This is a genomic window from Streptomyces albofaciens JCM 4342, from assembly GCF_008634025.1.
Taxonomy (GTDB): domain Bacteria; phylum Actinomycetota; class Actinomycetes; order Streptomycetales; family Streptomycetaceae; genus Streptomyces; species Streptomyces albofaciens.
This window is the reverse complement of sequence record NZ_PDCM01000002.1, coordinates 359,983-381,530: the sequence shown is the minus strand read 5'-3', so window position 1 is coordinate 381,530 and position 21,548 is coordinate 359,983. Positions and strand designations below refer to the sequence as shown.

9 protein-coding genes are annotated in these 21,548 nt (G+C 70.6%); 6 read left to right on the top strand and 3 right to left on the bottom strand.

Annotation, left to right across the window (positions count from 1 at the left end; all coding sequences use genetic code 11):
- Positions 1-36 precede the first annotated feature (36 nt).
- From CP973_RS22505 to CP973_RS22480, 6 genes are all read left to right on the top strand, one after another.
- Positions 37-2,694 carry a PA14 domain-containing protein gene (locus tag CP973_RS22505; protein WP_150244308.1) on the top strand — a complete coding sequence of 886 codons (2,658 nt, stop codon included), beginning with the start codon at positions 37-39 and terminating at the stop codon, positions 2,692-2,694.
- A gap of 1,792 nt (positions 2,695-4,486) precedes the next feature.
- Complete coding sequence (locus tag CP973_RS22500) at positions 4,487-7,612, top strand: non-ribosomal peptide synthetase (RefSeq protein WP_167538485.1); 3,126 nt, start codon at positions 4,487-4,489, stop codon at positions 7,610-7,612.
- 9 nt (positions 7,613-7,621) lie between these two features.
- On the top strand, positions 7,622-14,980 hold the full coding sequence (locus CP973_RS22495; RefSeq protein WP_150244304.1) for a non-ribosomal peptide synthetase: 7,359 nt from the start codon (positions 7,622-7,624) through the stop codon (positions 14,978-14,980).
- Position 14,981: 1 nt separating this feature from the next.
- A complete protein-coding gene (locus CP973_RS22490) occupies positions 14,982-16,172 on the top strand; it encodes an MFS transporter (RefSeq protein ID WP_150244302.1) in 1,191 nt (396 codons plus the stop codon).
- 15 nt (positions 16,173-16,187) lie between these two features.
- Positions 16,188-16,526, top strand: a complete 339-nt coding sequence (locus CP973_RS22485) for a nuclear transport factor 2 family protein (protein ID WP_150244300.1) — start codon at positions 16,188-16,190, stop codon at positions 16,524-16,526.
- A gap of 167 nt (positions 16,527-16,693) precedes the next feature.
- On the top strand, positions 16,694-17,035 hold the full coding sequence (locus CP973_RS22480; RefSeq protein WP_150244298.1) for a hypothetical protein: 342 nt from the start codon (positions 16,694-16,696) through the stop codon (positions 17,033-17,035).
- A gap of 116 nt (positions 17,036-17,151) precedes the next feature.
- Here CP973_RS22480 and CP973_RS22475 read toward each other — a convergent pair whose 3' ends face one another.
- The 3 genes from CP973_RS22475 to CP973_RS22465 form a co-directional block, all read right to left on the bottom strand.
- Positions 17,152-18,561 (bottom strand): carotenoid oxygenase family protein, encoded by a 1,410-nt coding sequence (locus tag CP973_RS22475; RefSeq protein ID WP_150244296.1) that lies wholly within the window; start codon positions 18,559-18,561, stop codon positions 17,152-17,154.
- A 1,064-nt stretch (positions 18,562-19,625) separates the two neighbouring features.
- Positions 19,626-20,183 carry a DUF3291 domain-containing protein gene (locus CP973_RS22470; RefSeq protein ID WP_150244294.1) on the bottom strand — a complete coding sequence of 186 codons (558 nt, stop codon included), beginning with the start codon at positions 20,181-20,183 and terminating at the stop codon, positions 19,626-19,628.
- An 823-nt stretch (positions 20,184-21,006) separates the two neighbouring features.
- Positions 21,007-21,345: a hypothetical protein gene (locus CP973_RS22465; protein ID WP_150244292.1), complete on the bottom strand. Its 339-nt coding sequence runs from the start codon at positions 21,343-21,345 to the stop codon at positions 21,007-21,009.
- Positions 21,346-21,548 lie beyond the last annotated feature (203 nt).

Genomic DNA, 21,548 nt, shown 5'->3' with positions numbered 1-21,548 from the left:
CTGCGCGCCAGAGGCGCCCCGCACGGGAGACACCGCGTGAGACGCTCCCTGCACACCACTCCTCAACTGCTGCTCTGCGCCCTGCTGTTCGTTCTCGCCGCCGCATTACCCGTCAGCAGCCTCGCGCCTCCCGCGCGGGCGGTGGGCAAGGCTGCAGGTCTCGCGGCAGAAACGACAGAACCGGCAAAACCGGCAGCGGCTCTGCATGCAAGCACACACGGCCTCAAGGGCGAGTACTTCCGGATGTCCAAGCCCGGTGCCCGTGACTTCGCCGAGCTCGGCGGGACGACCCTGGAGCCGGCCGTCGACTTCCCCGACCTGAGCTCCACCTTCCGGATCACCACGGGACGTACCGAGCACACCACGGCGCGGTGGAGCGGCAGGATCGAGGTGCCCAGGAGCGGGAAGTACACCTTCTTCGCCAAGGGGGACAACGGCTTCCGGCTCTTGATCGACGGCAAGCCGGTCATCGACCACTGGGTGCCCGACTGGGACGTCGAGGTGAAGGGCGAACCCGTCGAACTCGCCGCCGGCCGGCAGCACGATTTCCGGTTCGAGATGTTCCAGGACACCGGCGGCTCCAACATGGTGCTGAGCTGGCAGGGGCCGGACGTCAAGAGGGAGCCGGTCCCGGAGTCGGCCTTCACGCCCCCGGACGGCTTCGAACCGTACCCGGTGGATCTCACCGTCGGCACCGACGGGCGCCGGCTGCGGGCGACGTTCGAGGACGAGGCCCGTGTGACCGGGGCACTCAAGGACCACCTGACGCTGGAGGTCGACTCCACGGACATGCCCGTGGCGTCGGCCGTCCGGGATGCGGACGACCCGCGCTCCGTGGTGCTCACGCCGGCCGGTCCCGTCCAGAAGGGCCAGCGGGTGCGCTTCGTGTACGACGGCCAGGGCGGGCTGACCAGCGGTGGGAAGCGGGTGCCCATGGTGATCCGCTCTGCCGGGAACCTCTCCACCCACCGGCTGACCACCACCTGGGGTGACAAGGCCGATCCGGACCATCCGCTGCCCGAGTACCCCCGTCCGCAGGAGCGGCGGGCGAAGTGGAAGAACCTCAACGGGCGCTGGGAGTTCGCCGGTGCGCGTGAGGGCGAGCAGCCCCCGTTCGGCAAGGAACTGGCCGAGAAGATCACGGTGCCGTTCCCCGTCGAGTCGCAGCTCTCCGGGATCGAACGGCACGAGGACCACATGTTCTACCGCAGGCTCATCACCGTCCCCAAGAGCTGGCACATCGGCAGGACGCAGCGCCTCAAGCTCAACTTCGGCGCCGTCGACTACGCGGCGCGGGTGTGGGTCAACGGCACCCTGGTGGCCGAGCACACCGGTGGCTACACCGGCTTCGGCGCCGACATCACCGACGCGCTGACCCGGGGCGGCAAGCAGGAGATCATCGTCGGCGTCACCGACACCGGCGGCCGCGACCAGCCGAAGGGCAAGCAGACGCCGAGCCCCGGCGGCATCTTCTACACCCAGTCCTCCGGCATCTGGCAGACCGTCTGGATGGAACCCGTCGCCAGAACGGCCGTCGACAGGATCGTCAGCACCCCCGACATCGGCAGCGGCACCCTCACGGTACGGGCGGAATCCCGCAACGCCTCCGCGCGGGCGAAGGTCACGGCGGTGGCGCGGGACAAGAAGGGCAGGGAGGTCGGCAGGGTCACCGGAGCGGCCAACGCCGACCTCGGCCTGAAGGTGCGGAACCAGCACCTGTGGTCACCCGACGACCCCTACCTCTACGACCTCGAAATCACCCTGCGCGACAGCGGGCCGAAGGATGTCGTCAAGAGCTACTTCGGGATGCGCTCCATCGGCGTACAGAAGGTCGGCGGCCACCCCAAGCTCGTACTGAACGGCAAGCCCTTCTTCTCCCTCGCCATGCTGGACCAGGGCTTCTGGCCGGACGGCCTCTACACCCAGCCCAGCGACGACGCGCTCCGCTTCGACCTGGAGGGGCAGAAGCGGCTCGGCTTCAACGCGGTACGCAAGCACATCAAGGTCGAGTCGCCCCGGTGGTACTACCACGCGGACCGGCTCGGACTGCTGGTGTGGCAGGACTTCGTCTCCGGCGACATCACCGGCGAGCAGGGGCAGCGGGCGTTCGTCGACCAGGGCCGGGAGATGATGCAGCAGACGCACAACTCCCCGGCCGTCGGCGGCTACATCGTCTTCAACGAGGGCTGGGGCGAGTGGGACCGCGAGGCCACCGGCCGCCTCGCCGAGACCGTCAAGGCCGCCGACCCCTCGCGCGTCGTCAACGCGCACAGCGGCGTCAACTGCTGTAACTCCAAGGGCGACGCGGGCAAGGGCGACATCATCGATCATCACGACTACAACAACGACGACCCGCCCGTGCCCGATCACCGCCGGGCCGCCATGGACGGCGAACACGGCGGCTTCACCCTGCGCACCCCCGGCCACATGTGGCCCGGTACCCCGACCGTGATCTACAGCGGGGTGGCCGACACGGAGGCGCTGACCCGGAAGTACGTCGACAACACCCGCACCTTCTACCTGCGCCAGGCGGGCGGGAACCTGTCCGGCTCGATCTACACGCAGGTCTCCGACCTGGAGAACGAACTCAACGGCTTCTGGACGTACGACCGGCGCAAGCTCAAGGTCGATCCCGCCCGCGTCCGCGCCGTCAACCGCGAGGTCATCGCCGCCGGAGCAGCGGCGGGAGGCTGACCGCCCCGCGCGTCCCGGGCCGCCCGACCGGGCCCGGGATGCGCGACCGGGCCCGGGACGTGCGACCAGGACCGGGGCGCCCGACCGTGGCCGGGACGCGCGGAAATACTTCGAGGCACCCGTGCACGGATCCGGATCGGACATGCCATGAATGTGCCGGTCTTTTCGCGGCGCCGCGAACTCGGCGGCGCCGTCGGGTTATTCTGCCGGATTCGCCAGCTTCGGCAGTCGTGCGTCGCGGAAGAACCGGTTTCCGTAGGTGGCGCGATTCCGCCTTGCTTCGGGCGATGAAGGGAGTTTCCGCTCACGGTACGGAACTCCTCGTGCGCGCCCTGTGTAACTTCGACAGTGGCTTGACGAGCGTCGGCCGGCAGTCGGGGGCAGAGGAAATGAACCCTGGCGTGCGTACCGAGGCCACGGTATCGACCCGCTTCGCGGCCGCGTCCCCGACCGACACATTTGGCCAGGACGCATTACGGGTGGGCCCGTCGGTGGCGCGCGTCGGCTCCTCGGCGGAGCGCCCCGAGCGACGCTGACCCCACTGTCGGCAAGGACAGCCCACCGAGCAGGACACCGGTCCCGCTCCGATCCACCCCATGGTGTTCCATCCCAGATTGCTCGGCGACGGCCTTCCGGGCCGCCCCGGTCTCCCGGCGGCGCAGCGCAACCGAACGGGGTGAGCAAAACGGCGAGCGAATGGGCGGGAAATCGGGCAGGCAAATGGGCGAGCAACATCGTGAACCCCATTCCTCCGGGGCCTGGACGGCAGGCTGAACGGATGGTCTCCACCGGCGATTCCGATAAGACCCACCTTCTGGACATAGGGCGAACGGCGCCCCTCGCCACAAGCCACCGTCATCGATCAGCCCAAGAACTCCGGCGACCGGTTACCCGCGCGTAATGACAGGCCCCTCTAAAGAGTGCAAGTGGCCAACTGAATGGACGGCAAAAGGCCGCCGTGCACCCACCGATTTCCCGGGTCTGTGCGACAGCGGGCAAGGGGACGGCCGGACGTCACGACACGATTCGCGAGCCGAGCGGTGACCGCGGGCCGGGCGGAATCCACGGACTGGACAGTAACTTGATCCGGCGCCGTACCGCACGGCCCGGCCCGCGCGCCGCTCGGCCGGCCGGTCCGGCGGAAGGCCTGGTCGGAGCGCTGCTCCAGTCCCGGACCGGCCGGGAATTGAGCGCCGGCAGGGGGCGGCAGGGAGTCGGCAAGGAGTTGGCAAGGAGGCGGCAAGGAATTGCGCCCCCCTCACTTCACGAAGTCGCCTCCGGTGCGAGACGAGTCGGTCGCGCCCGCTCGCCCGGCGTGGTGGAGGACGGGGGCGGGCGAACCGGCGCCCGGGTGCCCCTCCGAGCGGTGCGTGTGTCTTCGATCACATTGCGCGACGCCGTGTGACTGTTAAGTTGATAGCGATTTCTGGGCGACCGAGGGGGGCGCACAAACCGTTGTCGAAATCTTGTCGTGGCGGCAACATTCCCGTAGCACGCAATGCGCTGTGTTGTGGTTCACCTACCGAGCACTAGCGCTTTCCCGTAACGCCCGAGATGCCGTGGGGCATCCGGCCGCGTTGCGTTCACCGTTTCTTTGCATGCCTGTCCTGCGTCCGCTGCCGCGGACCCTGGAGGGCAATGCCGTTATGCCCGTCTCGACCTCCTCATTTCGTCTCTTCTGCACCATCGCGTCAGCGTCCGGGGGACCCCCGGCACGCGGTCGCACGGCAGGTGACAGGAAAGGTCCTTCCGTATGTCCGCGACGTTTACGCCGCACCGTCCACACCACCCCTTGATCGAAGACCTCTTCGAGGAGCAGGTCGAACGCCGTCCCGACGCCCTCGCGCTGGTCGACGGCGACACCCGGCTGACCTACCGTCAACTCCGCGAGCGTGCGGGCCGGCTGGCGGCCGGACTCGTCGCGCGGGGTGTGGGCCGGGAGACGCTGGTGGCGATGGCCTTCCCGCGGTCGGCCGACGCGATCGTCTGCACCCTGGCCATCGTGCTCGCCGGCGGCGCCTACCTGCCGGTTAACCCGGACTTCCCCGGTGAGCGCCTGGCTCACATGCTCGGTGACAGCGGTGCCCCGTTACTGGTGTGCGCACCCGGGCTGGAAGAGGCGATCGCGCCGGCGGTGCCCGACGGAATGTGTGTCGTCACGCCCGACACGCTCGTCGCCGAAGGGGCCCGCGCCGGCTCCACCCCGCCGGCCGGTCCCGCCGCCCGGCCCGCGGCCGAGGGTGGATCGCCCCTCGCCTATGTCATGTTCACCTCCGGTTCCACCGGGCGTCCCAAGGGCGTCATGGTGGAGCAGGCGGGGATCGTGCGGCTGGTCAAGGACAACGGTTTCTTCCGGTTCTCCGAGCGGGAGCGGCTGCTGCTGACCGGCGCCCTGGAGTTCGACGCGGCGACGTTCGAGATCTGGGGCTGCCTGCTCAACGGCGCGACGCTGTACGTGGCGGACAAGGAGACGCTGCTCGTCCCGTCGGCGTTGAAGGCGGTCCTGCACGACAACGCCATCACCGTGATGTGGATGACGGCCCCGCTGTTCAGCCAGACCGTCGACGCCGACCCGGACGTCTTCGCGCGGCTGTCCGCCGTGGTGGTCGGCGGCGACGTCCTGTCGGCGCGGCACGTGCGTACGGTGCGGGCCGCACACCCCGGACTGCGGGTGATCAACGGCTACGGACCGACGGAGAACACCACCTTCACCACCACGTACGAGGTCAGCGGGGACGAGCCGGGCGCCATTCCGATCGGCCGTCCCATCGCGGGCACGACCGTCGTGGTCCTGGACGAGGAGCGCCGGCCGGTGCCCGTCGGCGCGACGGGCGAGCTGTACACGGGCGGCAGCGGGCTGGCCCGCGGCTACCTGGGCAACCCCGATATGACGAAGGAACGTTTCGTCACCGTCGACGGCGAACGCTGCTACCGCACCGGCGACCGGGTCAGCCAGGACGCCGAAGGGCTGCTGCACTTCCACGGCCGGGTGGACGACCAGGTCAAGATCCGCGGCCACCGGGTGGAGGTCAAGGAGGTCGAGGCGGCCCTGATGGCCTGCCCCGGCATCCTCGACGGGTGTGTGGTCGCCGCTTCCGACGAGGCGGGCCGGTACCTGCTCGGCTATGCCGTCCTCGCCGAAGGCACGGCGGCGGAGGACGTCGAGGCCGCACTCGCCGAGCGGCTGCCCGCCTACCTGCGGCCGGAGCGGCTCGTCGTACTGGACCGGCTGCCGCTCAACGCCAACGGAAAGGTCGACAAGGCCGCCCTGCCCGCACCGGACTCCACGGGGCCGTCGTCCGCCGACGCCCCGGACCGGTCGGACCTGCCCGCCGGACAGCGGGAGCTCGCCGAACTCTGGGATGTGGTGCTGCGCCTGAAGGGCCGTAACCTCGGCCCCGACGACGACTTCTTCGCCCTCGGCGGCAACTCCTTGTCCGTCGGCGCGCTGATCGGACGGCTGGCCGTACGCGACGGCGTGCACCTCGCCTTCTCCGAGGTGTTCGCGAACCGCACCCTGGCCGAGATGGCGGACGCCGTACGCCGGGCCGCCGGAGACGCCCCCGCTCCCGGCCTGCCGCCCATCGACCCCGCACCCGTCGGTGTGCCGTCGGCTCTCCACCCCCAGCAGCACGGGCTGCACACCCACGCCCAGGTCTCCGCGTCATCGGTCGCCTACAACGTCCCCCTCCGGCTGGACATCTCGGGCCCGCTGTCCGCCGACGCGGTCCGGGCCGCCCTGGCCGAGCTGGTACGCCGCCACGACGCCCTGCGCACCCGCTTCGTCACCACCGACGAGGGCGTGCGCCAGGAAGTGCTCCCCGGGGCAACGGTGCGGCTGACCGAGGCGGACGCCCTCACCCACGGCGACGACCAGGCCGTACGGAAGGCGTTCGTGCGCCCCTTCGACTTGGGCGACGCCCCTTTGATCCGCGCGCTGCTCGTACGCGCCGACGACACGCACCACCGGCTCTACCTCGACATCCACCACATCGTCTTCGACGGGGTGTCCCTGCGGATCGTCGCGGAGGAGCTGACCGACCTGCTCTCCGGCGCACCGGTGCCGGAGCCCAAGTGGGGGTACGCCGACGCCTCGCGGTGGTTCGCCGACCGGCTCGCGGACGGCTTCTTCGAGGCGGACGAGGACTACTGGCTGACCACGCTCGCCGACCCGCCCCGCCTGGAACTGCCCACCGACCACCCCCGGCCGGCCGTCCGGGCCGAGACGGGCGACGTGCTGCGCCTGGCCCTGACGCCGGAGCGGGCCGACGCGGTCACCCGGATCGCCGGCCGTGCGGGCACCACCCCGTTCGCCGTGCTCCTCACCGCGTACAGCGCCGCCCTGATGCGGCTCTCCGGACAGCGCGACATCGTGATCGGCAGCCCCATGAGCGGCCGCACGCACCCCGAGTTCGAGTCGGTCGTGGGCATGTTCGTCAACACCGCGGCCCTGCGCCTGACCGCCGGGGAACCGGCCACGCTCGCCGACCTGCTGGCCGTCACGCACCAGCGGCACCAGGAAGCCCTGGAACACCAGGCGTACCCCTTCGAGCGGGTCGTCACCGGGCTGCGGCTGCCGCGCGACACCTCCCGGCTCCCGCTGCTGGACGCCTTCTTCGCCCTCCAGAACATCGACTTCCACACCTTCACCCGCGACGGACTACGGGTGGACGTCGACCTCCTGCACGCGGGCTCCTGCCGGTTCGACCTGAATCTGCAGGCGTACCAGCGCCCCGAGGGAACGGTGCTCGAACTTGAGTACAGCACCGCGCTGTTCGCCGCCTCATCGGCGGAATACCTGCTCCACCGTGTGGCCGAGCTGATCGACGACCTCGACACAGCGCCGCACACCCCCTTGTTCGGCCCTTCGGCAGTCCAGGACGCGGTCACCCCCGCCTACGCCGATTTCTCTTTCTAGAAGGATCCGATGACCAGCGCACTGCAGGCCCAGCAGGCACTCAGCAACCACCCCGCGCAGCAGGCCTACTGGGAGAACCTCCAGCAGACCTGGACCGAGCCCGTCCAGGTCATCAGGGACCATCTGCGTCCCGACGCCGGTGGACACCGGGTCGGCCGCACCGACCTCGACGCCGCCACCACGGCCGCACTCGCCCGCATCACCTCCGGCGACCCGGTGCTCCTGCGCACCGTCGCCGCCACGGTGCTGGCGCTGCTCGCCGCCCGGACCACTGACCGGGACGACATCGTGGTCTTCCTGCCGGCCCCGCCGCAGGCCTTCGGCACGCCCAACCGGGCGATCCCCGTCGAGGTGGCCGTCCCGGCCGGTACCGAGGCCAAGCAGCTCCTCGGTGCCGTCCGCGCCGCGTACATCCGGGCGGCGGACCACCTCGACGTGCCCGTCGCGTTCGTCCTCGACCGCGCCGACAGCCGGCCGACGGACTTCATGGTCGCCGTCGACGGTGACCTCGGCCCCGAGGACGCCGACCGCGCCGGCACCCCGCTGCTGTTCACGCTCGTGACGGGCTCCGCCCCGCGCCTCGAACTGCGCTACGACCCGACGCTGTTCACCGAGGCCACCGCGGACCGGCTCCTCGACGCCTACCGCGCGATCCTGCACACGGTCACCACGGCCCCGGCCACGACGACGGACGCGCTGCGCGCGCCCAGCGAGTCCGAACTCGCCCAGATCACCGGCGTGTTCAACGACACCGACGCCGCGTTCCCGGACACCCGGCTGCTGCACTCCTTCCTGGAGGAGCGAGCCCGCGAGCACGGCGACCGCATCGCGGTCGCCGACGGTACGGGCACCACCTACGCCCAGCTCAACGCGGACGCCAACCGGCTCGCCCGCACCCTGCGCGAGCGCGGTGTGACCGCCGGCAGCATCGTGGGTGTCTGCGTCCCCCGGTCCGCGGCCATGCTCACCGCGATCTACGCCGTGCTGAAGGCGGGCGGCGCCTATCTGCCGGTCGACCCCACGCTGCCCGGCAACCGCATCGAGTACCTCCTCGACCACAGCGGTACGCAGCTCGTGCTCGCGACCGCCGAGACGGCGCCCGTCCTGGGCTCCCGCCCGGTGCTCGACCTGGACGACCCCGCCAACCGGCACGAGCAGGACGGCGACCTCGCCCCCGTCACCGGTCCCGACGACCCCTGCTACGTGATCTACACCTCGGGTTCCACCGGCCGCCCCAAGGGCGTCGTGGTGGAACACCGCGCCATCGTCAACCGGCTGTGGTGGATGCAGCGCGGCTACCCGCTCGGCGCGGACGACGTGATCCTGCACAAGACCCCCTTCACCTTCGACGTGTCGGTGTGGGAGATCTTCTGGTGGTCCATCGCGGGCGCGTCGGTCGCCACCCTGCCCAACGGGGCCGAGAAGGACCCCGAGCAGATCGCCGAGCGGGTGGCGAGCAGCGGGGCCACCACCATGCACTTCGTCCCCAGCATGCTGCACGCCTTCCTCACGTACACCCAGGCCTCCGGCACGGCCGGCAAGCTCGGCTCGCTGCGCCGGGTGTTCGCCAGTGGTGAGGCCCTGGCCGTGAGCCACGTCGAGCTCTTCGGCGCCGCCCTGCCGCAGGCCCTGCTGGTCAACCTGTACGGCCCCACGGAAGCCGCCGTCGACGTCAGCTACTTCGACTGCGACGCCGTGGACTCCACCCGCTCCGTGCCCATCGGCCGCCCCATCGACAACATCAAGCTCATCGTGCGCACCGCCAACGGCGGCTTCGCCCCCATCGGTGTGCCGGGCGAGCTGTGCATCGCGGGCGTCGGCCTGGCCCGCGGTTACCTGCACGCGCCGGAGCTCACGGCGGAGCGGTTCGTGGCCGGCCCCGAGGGCTTCGGCCGCATCTACCGCACCGGGGACCTGGCCCGCTGGCTGCCCGGCGGCGTCATCGAATACCTCGGCCGCCTGGACACCCAGGTCAAGATCCGCGGATACCGGATCGAACTGGGCGAGATCGAGCACCTCGCGAGCGGCTTCACCGGCGTCACCGAGTGCGCCGTGGCCGCCGTGCCGGGCGACCGCGGCGAGAAGTCGCTGTGCGCCTACGTGGTGGCCGGTCCGGACTTCGACGAGGCGGCGCTGCGCACCGCGCTGGCCGCCGAGCTGCCTTCGTACATGGTCCCCCAGTTCGTCATCACCGTTCCCGCCATCCCCACCAACCACAACGGCAAGCGGGACGTGTCCGCCTTGCCGCGGCCGGAGAAGCAGGACGACAAGCACGACCACGTGGAGCCCACCACCGACGTGGAGCGGCTGCTGGCCGCCGTGTGGAAGGACGTCCTGGGCGTGGACCGGGTCGGCGTCCGCGACAGTTTCTTCGCCCTCGGCGGCGACTCCATCATCGGTATCCGGGTCGTGGCCGCACTGCGCCAGGCGGGCTACGAGGTCACCGTCGGCGACGTCTTCGCCCACCAGCGGCTGAGCGACCTGGCCGCCGTGGTGCGCCGGGCCGACAACCCGCCGGCCGCGGAGCCGGCGGCCGGTGACGCCCGCGCCTGGCCCGCCTCGGCCCTCCAGCAGGGCATGATCTACCACAGCAGTGTCGACACCGACGTGCCCGTCTACCACGACATCTTCCGTTACCACGTGGACGTGCCCCGCGCCGACGAGACGGCCCTCGTCGCCGCCTGGCGGCAGGTGGCCGAGCGGCACCACGTGCTGCGGGCACGGTTCGACGCCGCGTCCTTCGAGCGGCCCCACATGGTCGTCGAGGACGCCCCTCCGCTGCCCGTGGAGGTGGTCGACCTGCTCGCCGAGCCCGACCCGGCCGCCGTCGTCGCGGACTGGGCCGAGCAGGAGAAGCGGCGTCCCGTCGATCCGGCCGTCGCCCCCGCCTACCGCCTGCGGTTCTTCGTCACGGGACCCCGGCGCGTCGTCCTCGGGCTGAGCTTCCACCACGCCATCCTCGACGGCTGGAGCGTGGCCACCCTGGTCGAGGAGTGGGTGCGTGCCTACGGCGACCTGCTGCACGGCCGTACCCCCGGCGCCAGCCCCGTCGTACCGCTCCAGAAGCTGTACGCCGAGCTGGAGCGGGGTGCCGAGGAGGACCCGCGGCAGCACGCGTTCTGGGCGGCCGAGCTGGACGGCGCCCGGATCCCCGAGGTTCCCCGGCTCGGCACCGGCGCCCGCGGCCACGCGGTGACGGCCGAGGTCGTCGTCCACGCCCGCGAGCTGGCCCCCGAGCTGATGGAGACGCTGCGGCGCCGGGCCCAGGAGTGGTCCGTACCGCTCAAGAGCGTCTTCCTCGCTGCCCACCTGCGCGTCCAGTCACTGATCGCCAACCAGCGCGACGTGACCACCGGACTGGTCACCAACGGCCGCCCGGAAGTCGACGGAGCCGATCAGGCGCTGGGCATGTTCCTCAACACGCTGCCGTTCCGGGTCCGACTGGACCCGGAGCAGAGCTGGCGGCTGCTCGCAGAGCGCTGCTTCGAGCTGGAACAGCGGCTCCAGCCCCACCGCTGGTATCCGCTGCCCGCCATCCAGAAGCTGCACGGTGGCCCGGCCTTCGATGTGCTGTTCAACTTCACGAACTTCCACGTCCACGAGCAGGGCGGCACCCTGGAGAACGAGCCCGCCGTCGACGCGGTGGACTACTTCGAGCAGACCAACGCGCCGCTCGTCGTCTACGTGGGCTCCAACGCCTACGCCGGCGGCTGGGAATACCGCATCGGTTACGACCCCGGCCAGTTCACCGCCGAACAGATCGACCGCTACCTCGGCTACTACCTGGCCTGCTTCCACGCTCTCGCCGACGCGGGCGAGCGTCCGTGGGCGGACACCGACCTCCTGTCGGACGGCGAGCGCGCCGCGCTGCTGCCCGCCGTCGCCCGCCCCACGGTGCGGGAACTCGACGGCAGCCGCACCCTCGTCGACCGCTTCGAGGCCATGGCCCGCCGGCACGGCGACGCCGTCGCCGTCTCCTGCGACGGCCGGCGCCTGACCTACCGCGAGCTGGACCGCCGCGCCAACGCCCTGGCCCACCACCTCGCCGACGGTGGCGTGCGCCCCGGCGACCTCGTCGCGCTCGCCCTGGAGCGCGAGGTGGAGATGGTCGTGAGCATCCTCGCCACCCTCAAGGCCGGTGCCGTCTACGTACCGATCGACCCCGGCTACCCCGAGGACCGCATCCGCACCACCGTCGAGGACGCGGACGTCCGGCTGGTCGTGGCCACCGCCGAGGTGTGCGCCCTCTTCCCCGAACGGGCCACCCTGACCGGCACCCGGGACGCGCTCGACGCCCTCGTCGGCGACGGCGCCGACCAGGGCCCCGCCCGCGACCTGACGGCGGACTCGCCCGCGTACATCATCTACACCTCCGGCTCCACCGGTAAGCCCAAGGGCGTCGTGGTGACCCACGGCAACGTCCTGCGCCTGTTCGGCGCGACGGAGCACTGGTACGGCTTCTCCGACCAGGACACCTGGTCCCTGTTCCACTCCTTCGCGTTCGACTTCTCCGTGTGGGAGCTGTGGGGCGCGCTGCTGTACGGCGGTCACCTGGTCGTCGTCCCGTACTGGGTCAGCCGGTCCGTCGAGGACTTCGCCGACCTGGTCGTCGCCGAGCGGGTCACCGTCCTCAGCCAGACGCCGTCCGCCTTCGGCCAGATCAAGCAGGCCCTGATGGACCGCACGGGCCCGGACGACGTCCCCCTGCGCCACGTCGTCTTCGGCGGCGAGGCACTGGACTTCGCCTCGCTGGCCGACTGGTTCGACCACTTCGGCGACGCCCGCCCGCGGCTGGTCAACATGTACGGCATCACCGAGACCACCGTGCACGTCACTTACCGTCCGGTCAGCGCCGCCGACGTCCGCGCGAAGGGCAGCATGATCGGTGAGCCGATCCCGGACCTCGGCCTGTACCTCGTCGACGATCTCGGCCGTCCGGTACCGCTCGGCACCCCCGGAGAGATCGCGGTCACCGGCGGCGGCGTCGCCCTCGGCTACCTCAACCGGCCGGAGGAGAACGCCAAGCGATTCGTGGAACTCGACCTCGGCCACGGCACGACGCGCGCCTACCGCTCGGGTGACCTGGCCCGGCGCCTGCCCGACGGCGAGGTGGAGTACCTCGGCCGGGAGGACGCCCAGGTCAAGATCCAGGGCTACCGCATCGAGACCGGCGACATCGAGTCCGCCCTGGCCGCGCACCCGGAGGTCGACTCCGCGCTCGTCGTCGCCTTCACCCGCCGCACCGGCGGCAAGGCCCTGGCCGGCTATTACGTGCCCGTGGGCGGCGAACGGATCGACAGCGCACTCCTGCGCGCCCACCTCGCCGACCGCCTGCCGGGCTACATGGTGCCCAGCTTCCTGGTGGAGGTGGAACGCTGGCCCCTGACGATCAACGGCAAGACCGACCGCCGGGCGCTGCCCCACCCCGAGGACCACGCGGACGGGACGAACCGCGCGTACACCGCGCCCCGCGACACCACCGAGGCCCGGCTGGCCGCCGTCTGGCAGGAGGTTCTGGGCGTCGACCGGGTCGGCATCGACGACTCCTACTACGACCTGGGCGGCGACTCCCTCCAGGGCATCCGGCTCATCGGCGCGCTGCGCCGCAACGGCTTCGAGATACCTCTGCACGAGCTGTTCCGGGCGCAGACCATCCGCGCGCTGACCGACCAGGCGCTGGTGACCACGACCGAGGACCGGTCCGTGCTCGCGGGTGAGCCGTTCGACCTGCTGGACGAGGCGGACCGCGCACTGCTGCCGGCCGACGTGGTGGACGCCTACCCCGCCACCCAACTGCAGCTCGGCATGGTCTTCCACACCGATGTCGAACCCGCGCAGGCGGTCTTCCACGACCTGATCCGCTACCGCATCGACCTGCCCTTCGACCAGGACGTCCTGACCGGGCTGCTCACCGCCATGGTCGACGCGGACGGCCACGAGATCCTGCGCACCTCCTTCGCGCTGAGCGGCTACTCCCGGCCGCTGCAACTCGTGCACGCCCGCGGCCGGACGGACCTCACGGTGCACGACCTGTCGCACCTCGGTGAGGCGGAGCGGACCGCACTGCTCGACGAGTGGTTCGAGGCGGAGAAGAGCACCGGATTCGAGTGGAGCGCACCCACGCAGATGCGCTTCTTCGTGCACCGGGCGGACGACGCGTCCTTCCACCTGTCGGTCAGCTTCCACCACGCGATCATCGACGGCTGGAGCTTCTCCGGCCTGATGGCCCGTCTGCTGGAGGACTACCGCCGGGCCCTGGCCGGGGAACCGCGCACCGAGCCGGCCCCCGCCCCGCTCGCCTACCGCGACTACGTACGGCTCGACCTGGCGGCACAGCAGGACACCGCGTCCCGGGACTACTGGACCGGTCTGCTGGCAGGGGCCCCGTACACCAAGCTGCCCCGGCTGCCCGAGCCGGCGAGCCGCTGGGCGGAGGCGGAACTGCTGCTGGAGGAGGACCGCTACGACCGCCTGGCGAAGATCGCCGCGCACCACCAGGTGTCCGTCAAGCACCTGTGCCTGGCCGCGCACTTCCGGGCCCTGTCGCTCATCGCCCGCACCGCCGACGTGACGACCGGTGTCTTCGGCCACGGCCGCCCGGAGCACGTGGAGGCCGACCGCATGGTGGGCCTGTTCCTGAACATCGTGCCGCTGCGCGCCACCGCCGACGGCACCTGGGAGGAACTGATCGGCGCGGTCAACCGGGTCGGCCACGAGCACCTGCCGCACCGCCGCTACTCCTACGCCTCGATCCAGGAGGCCACCGGAGGACGGCGGCTGGTCGAGACGGCGTTCAACTTCGTCAACTTCACCGCCTACTCCGACCAGCTGGGGGACGACGGCGAGCAGGTCATCGGCGATCTGAAGTGGTTCGAGCACGCCGACTTCGCCCTGCTCGTGACCTTCAACGCCGACCTGTTCACGCGCCGGATGCGGGTGAACTTCAACGCCGCCGCGCAGGTGCTCGGCCAGGAAGCCGTACGCACGGTCTCCGAGGTCTACCGGGCGGTGCTGGCCGACCTCCTGGAGGAGCCCTGGGACGGCCCCGGCATGGCCGACCTGCTGGCGCAGCTGCCCCCGGCGGCCGACCGTGAGCCGGACGGCTACGACCGCGGCACCGCGCAGTCCCCGGCGCACGTCGAGGGCCTCGAAAAGGTCGACGCGGCGGCCCTGCGGGAGCTGGTGACCGGCGTCCTCGCGGACATCGCCGGCACGGACGGGGCGGACCCGCTGAGCGAGGGCGCCGCCGGCCTGCACCTCGACTCCCTGACCGCGCTGCGGATCGTCCACGCCGTCCGCGACCGCTTCGGGGTGAGCGTTCCGCTGCCGGCGTTGCTCGCGGGCGGCCTGACCACCCTGGGGCTGTGACATGCGAGCGATCTTCTCGACGATCCTGCTCAGCTCACTGGGATCGACGGTCCTGTGGCTGCTGCTCGTGCCCAGCTTCTCGGCCCAGACGCACTCCGACGGGCTGGTGGGCCTGCTGGGCATGGAACGGCAGGTGCTCGGCGTGGTGGGCGCGCTGCTGGTCGGTGTCTGGGCGGACCGCGGCCGCATCGGCCGCAAGTTCGCGCTGCTCCAGGGCGCGCAGCTGATCCTCGCGGTGGTGTTCCTGGCGATGACGTGGCTGGGGTCGGCGGGCCCGGACTTCGTCCTGGTGTGGACGGCGCTGCGCTTCACGTTCGTGGGCGCGAGTTCGGTGCTGGCCTACCGGCTGCTCGCCGACGCCTCCGGGTCCAGCGCCCAGGGCGCGGTCCTGCAAATGGTGACCTCACCCCAGGGAGCCATGGTGTTCGCCGCCGTCATCTGCGCGGCGGTGCCGGCCTGGACCGCGCACACCCTCCTGGCGGCGCTGCTGTTCGACATCGTCACCGCGGTGCTGGTGATCGGGCTGCTGCTGGCCAGGCCGGAGGAGGGCGAGGGCGAGTTCGGCTTCGAGTGGCGCAAGGTCGTCAGCCGCGGCGCCGAGGCCGTACGCAGCTACTGGCTGCCCGAGCTGTGGCCGTGGAACCTCATCCAGATCGGCTTCCTGGTGAGCCTGTCCGGCATGATGGTCTATGCCAGCGTGATCGCCGAGGCGCAGGACCTGGTGCCGACGGGCATGGCCTTCTCGGGGGCGTGGTTCTTCTACGGGCTCGCCTTCTGGCTGACCGCCCCGCTGCTGCGCGACCGCGAGCGCGCGGCGCGGTGGGCGCTGGTCTTCGCGGGTGTGCTCGCGGTGTCCGGCGTGGCCGGAGCGCTGGCCGGGCACGGGTCCCTCCCCGTCCACATGGTCCTCTACGTGGTGCTGACCTTCGTCAACGCCTACTGGATCCACTTCACCAACGCACGGGTGCTCGAACCGGCACCCGCCGCCAGGATCGGCCAGATCCGAGCAAGTATGATCTTCTACCTCGGTCTGGTATTCGGTGTCGGCGAGCAGCTCGTCGGCCTCCTGCTGGAATTGCAGTCCGGCCTGATGCTGCTCGGTTTGGCCCACGTCCTGGGCGGCATCGCGCTCGCCGGTTCATTGCTCGTCATCCGCACACGCACCCGCCGCACGCTCGTGCCGGTCGGGTGAGAGAAGGAGTTCCCCATGACCCCGGAGGAGATCGTCGACGGTCAGCTCGCCGCCTACAACGCGGGCGACCTGGAGAAGTTCCTCAGCTACTACATCGAGGACGTACCCGTGTACGCCTTCCCCTCGGGCGAGGTCCTCACCGACCGGTCGGGCCCCGCCTTCCGCGACCGCTACGCCAAGCTCTTCGCCTCCAGCCCCGACCTGCACGCCGAACTCGTCTCGCGCGTCACACAGGGCCGCATCGTCATCGACCAGGAGCGCGTGACCGGCTTCATGGGCGGCGAGGAACGCGCCGCCGTGGCCCTCTACGAAGTGGGTGACGAGCGCATCGAGCGGGTCTGGTTCGTGGTCTGACCCCTTCGTCCTGCCGCATATCGCCCCGTGGACCCGGCGCTGCCGGGGCCACGGGGCGGTGCCGTTCGGGGCTGCGGCTCGCGAGAAAGCGGGGCAGACTCGAATTGCAGGGCGCCACCGGGCGGGAGCACTCCCGCTCTGTCCGGTCGCGGGGGCAGGGAGGCCTCATGGGGGGAGATCCGCACATCCATGTCGAAGTGAAAGTGCTGCACGGCGATGCCCTTGTCCGCAACGCGTTGGCATCCACGTTCGGCCTGGCCGGCGACCTGCCGAGCCAAGTCACCACGGGCTGCGGGCTGCGGGTTCCGTATGCGATGACCTCGCCGCGTCCGGATCGTGTCACCTGCCTTGCCTGCCGGGAGCACGCGCAGCGCGAACACCTGCGCCTCGCGCAGGAGGTCGAACGCCTGAGCCGCATGCTGGGATCGATCATCACCCCGGCCCAGGGGAAGCTGGTTGCGGACTGGCATCGCGACCTCGCGCGGAAGTTCTCCGACGCGGAGAGCTGAGTCCGTGGCCGGGCCGGTAGGCGCCCATGGCCAGGCCGTGGAGGATCCCGGCGGCCGTGAGCAACAGGCCGGACAGGAGAAGGCGACCAAGAGTCTGGGTTGGTGTGCAGGCCTTCTCACCCCAGCCGTCGAGCGTCCCGGCTTTCGAATCCCGTGCCGTTCGGAGAGCCGGGGACCCAGTTGCCGTGGAAGCCTGCCGGAATGCGGACGGGCACGTGGACTTCGGCGACCGGGGCGGCGCCGAGGTCGGAGGCGTCCAGGATGACCAGATAGCTGGTGCCGCGGGAGCGGTCGTGGGCGAACGTCAGGAGATATCCGTCGTCTTCCCGGCCGCGAGTGGTGGGGGAGCGGGGGACGAAGACGGGCTCTCCGCAGGTATGGCCGGCGGGGAAGCGGTGGGTGCTGCGTCGGGCGCCGTGGGCCAGGTCGTACTTGTAGATCTCGGTGTGCCGGGGCTCGGCGTCGAGGGTGAATCCGGCGGTGTAGCCGTAGCGGTGGGGCAGACCGATGCCGGCGTCGGCGATGCGGGGGTATTCGCTGGGCGTGTCGTCCAGCGGGGTCTCGGTGACCTTGCCGGTCGCCAGGTGGAGCACCCACTGGTGCAGGGCGGGCAGGCCGCCGCTGAGGTCCTGTGGCCCCTGGCGCCACAGGGCCGGGACGCGGGTGCCGGTGAGGGTGATCGTCCCGTCGGCCTCGAAGGCGTTCATGGTGTGCCATACGTAGCAGGGAGCGATGTCGAACCACCGTACGCGGGTGGTCTCCCCGGTCCGGGGCAGAACGCCGAAGCGGGCGCGGTGCCCGTCGTCCCAGCGCCAGGGCGGGCCGCCCGCGGCGGCCCGGTCGGCGTCGAGGACGACGGGCAGGTCCATGAAGACGACGTGGTGGGCGGTGAGGGCGAAGTCGTGCATCATGACCGCCCGCGGCAGGTCCACGGTCTGCTTCCGGAGCACCTCTCCCGCTGCGGAGGCCCGGTAGTAGGTCAGGTACGGCGGCCGGAGGCGGTACCCGAAGAAGTGCAGCTCTCCGGTGAGGGGGCAGGTCTTGGGGTGGGCGGTCATGGGGGTGGTGAGCGCCCCGTCGAAGGTGAAGGCGCCCAGGGTCGCCAGATCGGGGGTGACCTCGTAGGGGAAGCCGCCTTCTTCGAGGGCGAAGAGGCGGCCGGCATGGGCGATCAGGTGGGTGTTGGCCGTGGTGACGCGGTAGTCGATCCGCGCGGTGGCCGGGTCGTAGGCGAGGGCGAGGCGTGAGGCGCCCGGCTGGGCGTACAGCGGGGTGCGTACGTAGCGGTTGCGGTACCAGGCGGCGTGGCCGTCGGCCAGCGCGACGGTGTGGAGCATGCCGTCACCGGCGAAGGAGTGGGGCGACCAGCCGGTGCGCGGGTTGGGCCCGTTGCGGAAGTACTGGCCGCACAGCTCCTTGGGGACGGTACCGGTCACCGCGCTCGGCCGGAGGGTGACTTCGGCCGCGATCGGCGCGTTGTTGCCGGAGAGGTGCAGGGGTGCGGGGGAACCCGATGGCATGGTCATCTGCGGTCTCCTGCGGTGGGGTGGGGCAGCCAGGGTCCCGCAATCAGCTTCCCGGCGGCAGTCTTGTTCTTTTCGTACGCGTCAGCCGCCGTCCCACCCGCGGCGTGGTCCCGAGAAATTGAGTGGGTGGCCGAGGCATGTCCGTCGCCGGACCGGTGGCCGGCGTCGGGAGTCATCCCATGCCGGCTCGACGGCGGGCAGGATCGGCCCACCTCGTCCGCCGAAGAAGACGGACGAGGTACGGCGGGCCCGGGCCGACGGCACGTACGTCGACGAGCACCTCGTCGTCGTCCGGTACGGTCCGGGTCGATGCCACGCCCGCATCGTGCCGTTGCCGTCCGGCAGGTGCGAGTGACCCGTCACGACGAGGGCGGTGCTGCGAGCCCGTTGGCCAGCGCCGCTCGTACGATACGGAGGGCCTCATCGGTGCCGATGCCGGCATGACGTCGGCGGTCAGCGAGACCTCGTCGTCGGCCACGACCGGGTGAGAGTACGGTGCGCCGGCCGAGCCGCACCGGCAGGGCCGCCCGGCGCGGCAACGCCGCGGCGGCCCTGCCGGTCGACCTGCCGTACCCACCAGTCCAACAACGACTGGGCTATCACCAGTCCGGCCACCACCGCCGCCAGCGCCCAACAAGGCGCGTTAAGCCTTGCGCCAAGTCAACGGGCCGGGCAGCAAAGGTAGTTCACGTCCCCAGTCCACCCGGCAGTGACCACCCGACAGCCCGTACCGGTCGGGAGCGGCTGTCCATGGGGCATCTGAGGCGGTTGCAACACCCGGGGCGATCGGGTTCGGAAACGGGGCCGTGGAGGGGGTGCCGACCTGGACCTGGTCGTGCCTGAGCTGTTCTCCGCCCGGTCACGGCCGAATGCCCGTCCTCAATGTCCAGCCGTGAACCGAGAATCCGCCGTCGCGGATCGAAAGGGAGTCGAGATCCGCGAACCCGCGGAGCGTGGCGGGAGCCGTGACGGCACCGGCCCCCAGGGTTGCCGCTCACGCGCGGTCGAGGCTGCTTGGACAGCACGGTCGTTTGACGGCGAACCCAGTCGTTCAGTTTTCCTCGTCAGCGAACCTGATTGCTCTGCGGCCCGATGCCTTTCACTCCGGTCGGAGTTCCGTCCGGGGCGAATGCGTGGTGATAAGTGAAGGCGTGCGGCGCGGAGCCGTGGTCGTGGAGGTGCTCCAGCCTGGAAACCCCGTCCTGCCAGGTGGGAATCACGTCGTCGGAGACCCACCAGAACACGTAATTCGGGTGCTCCGTCCTCTCGAACCAGTCGTAACGCCTGTTCAGCGCCTCACGGTGCAGACCGGTGTAGACGGCGTCGAAGGCGGGGCGCAGGCCGGTCCAGAGTGAGAGGGTGGTGGCCAGGGCGGTGGTTTCGACCGTACGGCCCTTGCTGTACCAGGTCGGTACGGTGAACTCGCCCCATGCGCCCCAGTCCGCGCCGAAGTGTGAACCCCGGTCACCGACTGCCGCTTCAGCGTGTGCGAGATATCCAGGGTGCTGACTGATCTCCCGGTAGACGGTCTCACCAATGTCGTAGAACTCGCGCGTGAGAGGCGCGGGATCGGCGAGAGGTGACTTCAGGACGCCGAATGTGTACAGAGCAAGACGGGGCATGTGTCTCTTCCTGGCTGAGGGTGCCTGATGTGGACCCGGTTCGGTGGCTTGCGCATGGGGGCGAGGACGCGGGGGCGTGACCAACTCATCCCGCCCGCGGGTGGCTCAGCCTGAAGGAACCCCCGTGCGACTGCCGAACGCCAGGTGAAGGTAGCTGCCCCTGCGGGCCATGTCGAAGTTGCGTTTTTCCTGCCCAAGTGGCTTCTTGTACAGCCCCTGGCGGGAGCTGGGACAGTGGCGTTGCCTGCCGTCGTGGAATTCCGCATCAGGCCGGAGGGAGAGACGGTCATCGCCGTGCTGCCACTGCCTGCCCCAAACCGTCACATGGCGGCCGGGACGAGGCCCGGACCTCTCGGTGACCTCGGCCCCAAGGGATGCCGCAGACCCCTCGGCGGCAGGCGATTGAGCGGTGTCAGCGGCAGATCTACGCTGGTGCCGGCCGAGCCTGTTTCCGACGGCTGAGTGTTGCCGCACGTCCGGACGGTCGCAGACGATGGGGCAAGCCGCCGGATCCGCACTTGAGCAGCGGACGCACGGATCCGGCCGCCCGCCGCCGTGGCAACGGAGCGTACCGCGACTCCTGCCACGACCGGCGAGGCGCCCGTCCGGGACCGGAGAGGAGCCGGTCCCGGACGTGGCGGCCATCCGCTCCGTCCCTTGCCCAGTACCCCACCTCGCCGGACTTGCACGCCTCGACCGTGCTGACCGACAGCACGGACGTTCGGCCGCTCCCTCCCCGGGCCCTTCCGGCGGCTCAGCTTCCGCGCCGGGGGTGAGGTCGCTACGGCGTCGCAACGCGTCGCCAAAGCGGCGGGGACGGGAGCTACCTGGTGTAGCGGAGGTACACCTTCCAGGCGCTCGCCTTGAAGTGGTACCGGTCGCCGGGCCTCAAGGAGAAGCCGGTCCACCGGCCCTGGCCGCACACCCTCGCGGACAGGTCGGTGTCACGCAGCTGGCCGTTCTTGTACCAGCGCACCATCATCTGGACGCACCATCCGTCATTGGCGTTGTCCTTGACCCAGCCCCTGGCTCCGTATCCGTTGAGCTGGTTGAAGTGATAGATAGCGCTCGGCCGCTTGGCGCTCGCTGCTTTCCCGGCGGCCGGTGAAGCAGCGGCGGTCCCGGTTCCCGTTGCGATCACCAGGACGCTTGCCAACGCCATTCCCGGGACGATCCTTTTCCACGCATTCATGAGCTGGACTCCTTCGTGCGCCGTATGCCCCAGACGGGTCACAGCATCGCTGCTCCCAAGGGCTTGGAAGTGTGATCGACTGTAAGCGTCAACACAGTTGGCACATAGGGAGGTTGACCGGCGTGCGGGGTCGTCCAGGGGCGCGCGGTCGGCGTGCGGAAGGGGAACGGATC

Bases quoted from the DNA above. Each gene is read 5' to 3' on its own strand.
- CP973_RS22495 (WP_150244304.1), top strand. From the start codon at position 7,622: ATGACCAGCGCACTGCAGGCCCAGCAGGCACTCAGCAACCACCCCGCG.
- CP973_RS22490 (WP_150244302.1), top strand. From the start codon at position 14,982: ATGCGAGCGATCTTCTCGACGATCCTGCTCAGCTCACTGGGATCGACG.
- CP973_RS22485 (WP_150244300.1), top strand. From the start codon at position 16,188: ATGACCCCGGAGGAGATCGTCGACGGTCAGCTCGCCGCCTACAACGCG.
- CP973_RS22480 (WP_150244298.1), top strand. From the start codon at position 16,694: ATGGGGGGAGATCCGCACATCCATGTCGAAGTGAAAGTGCTGCACGGC.
- CP973_RS22475 (WP_150244296.1), bottom strand. From the start codon at position 18,561: ATGACCATGCCATCGGGTTCCCCCGCACCCCTGCACCTCTCCGGCAAC.
- CP973_RS22470 (WP_150244294.1), bottom strand. From the start codon at position 20,183: ATGCCCCGTCTTGCTCTGTACACATTCGGCGTCCTGAAGTCACCTCTC.
- CP973_RS22465 (WP_150244292.1), bottom strand. From the start codon at position 21,345: ATGGCGTTGGCAAGCGTCCTGGTGATCGCAACGGGAACCGGGACCGCC.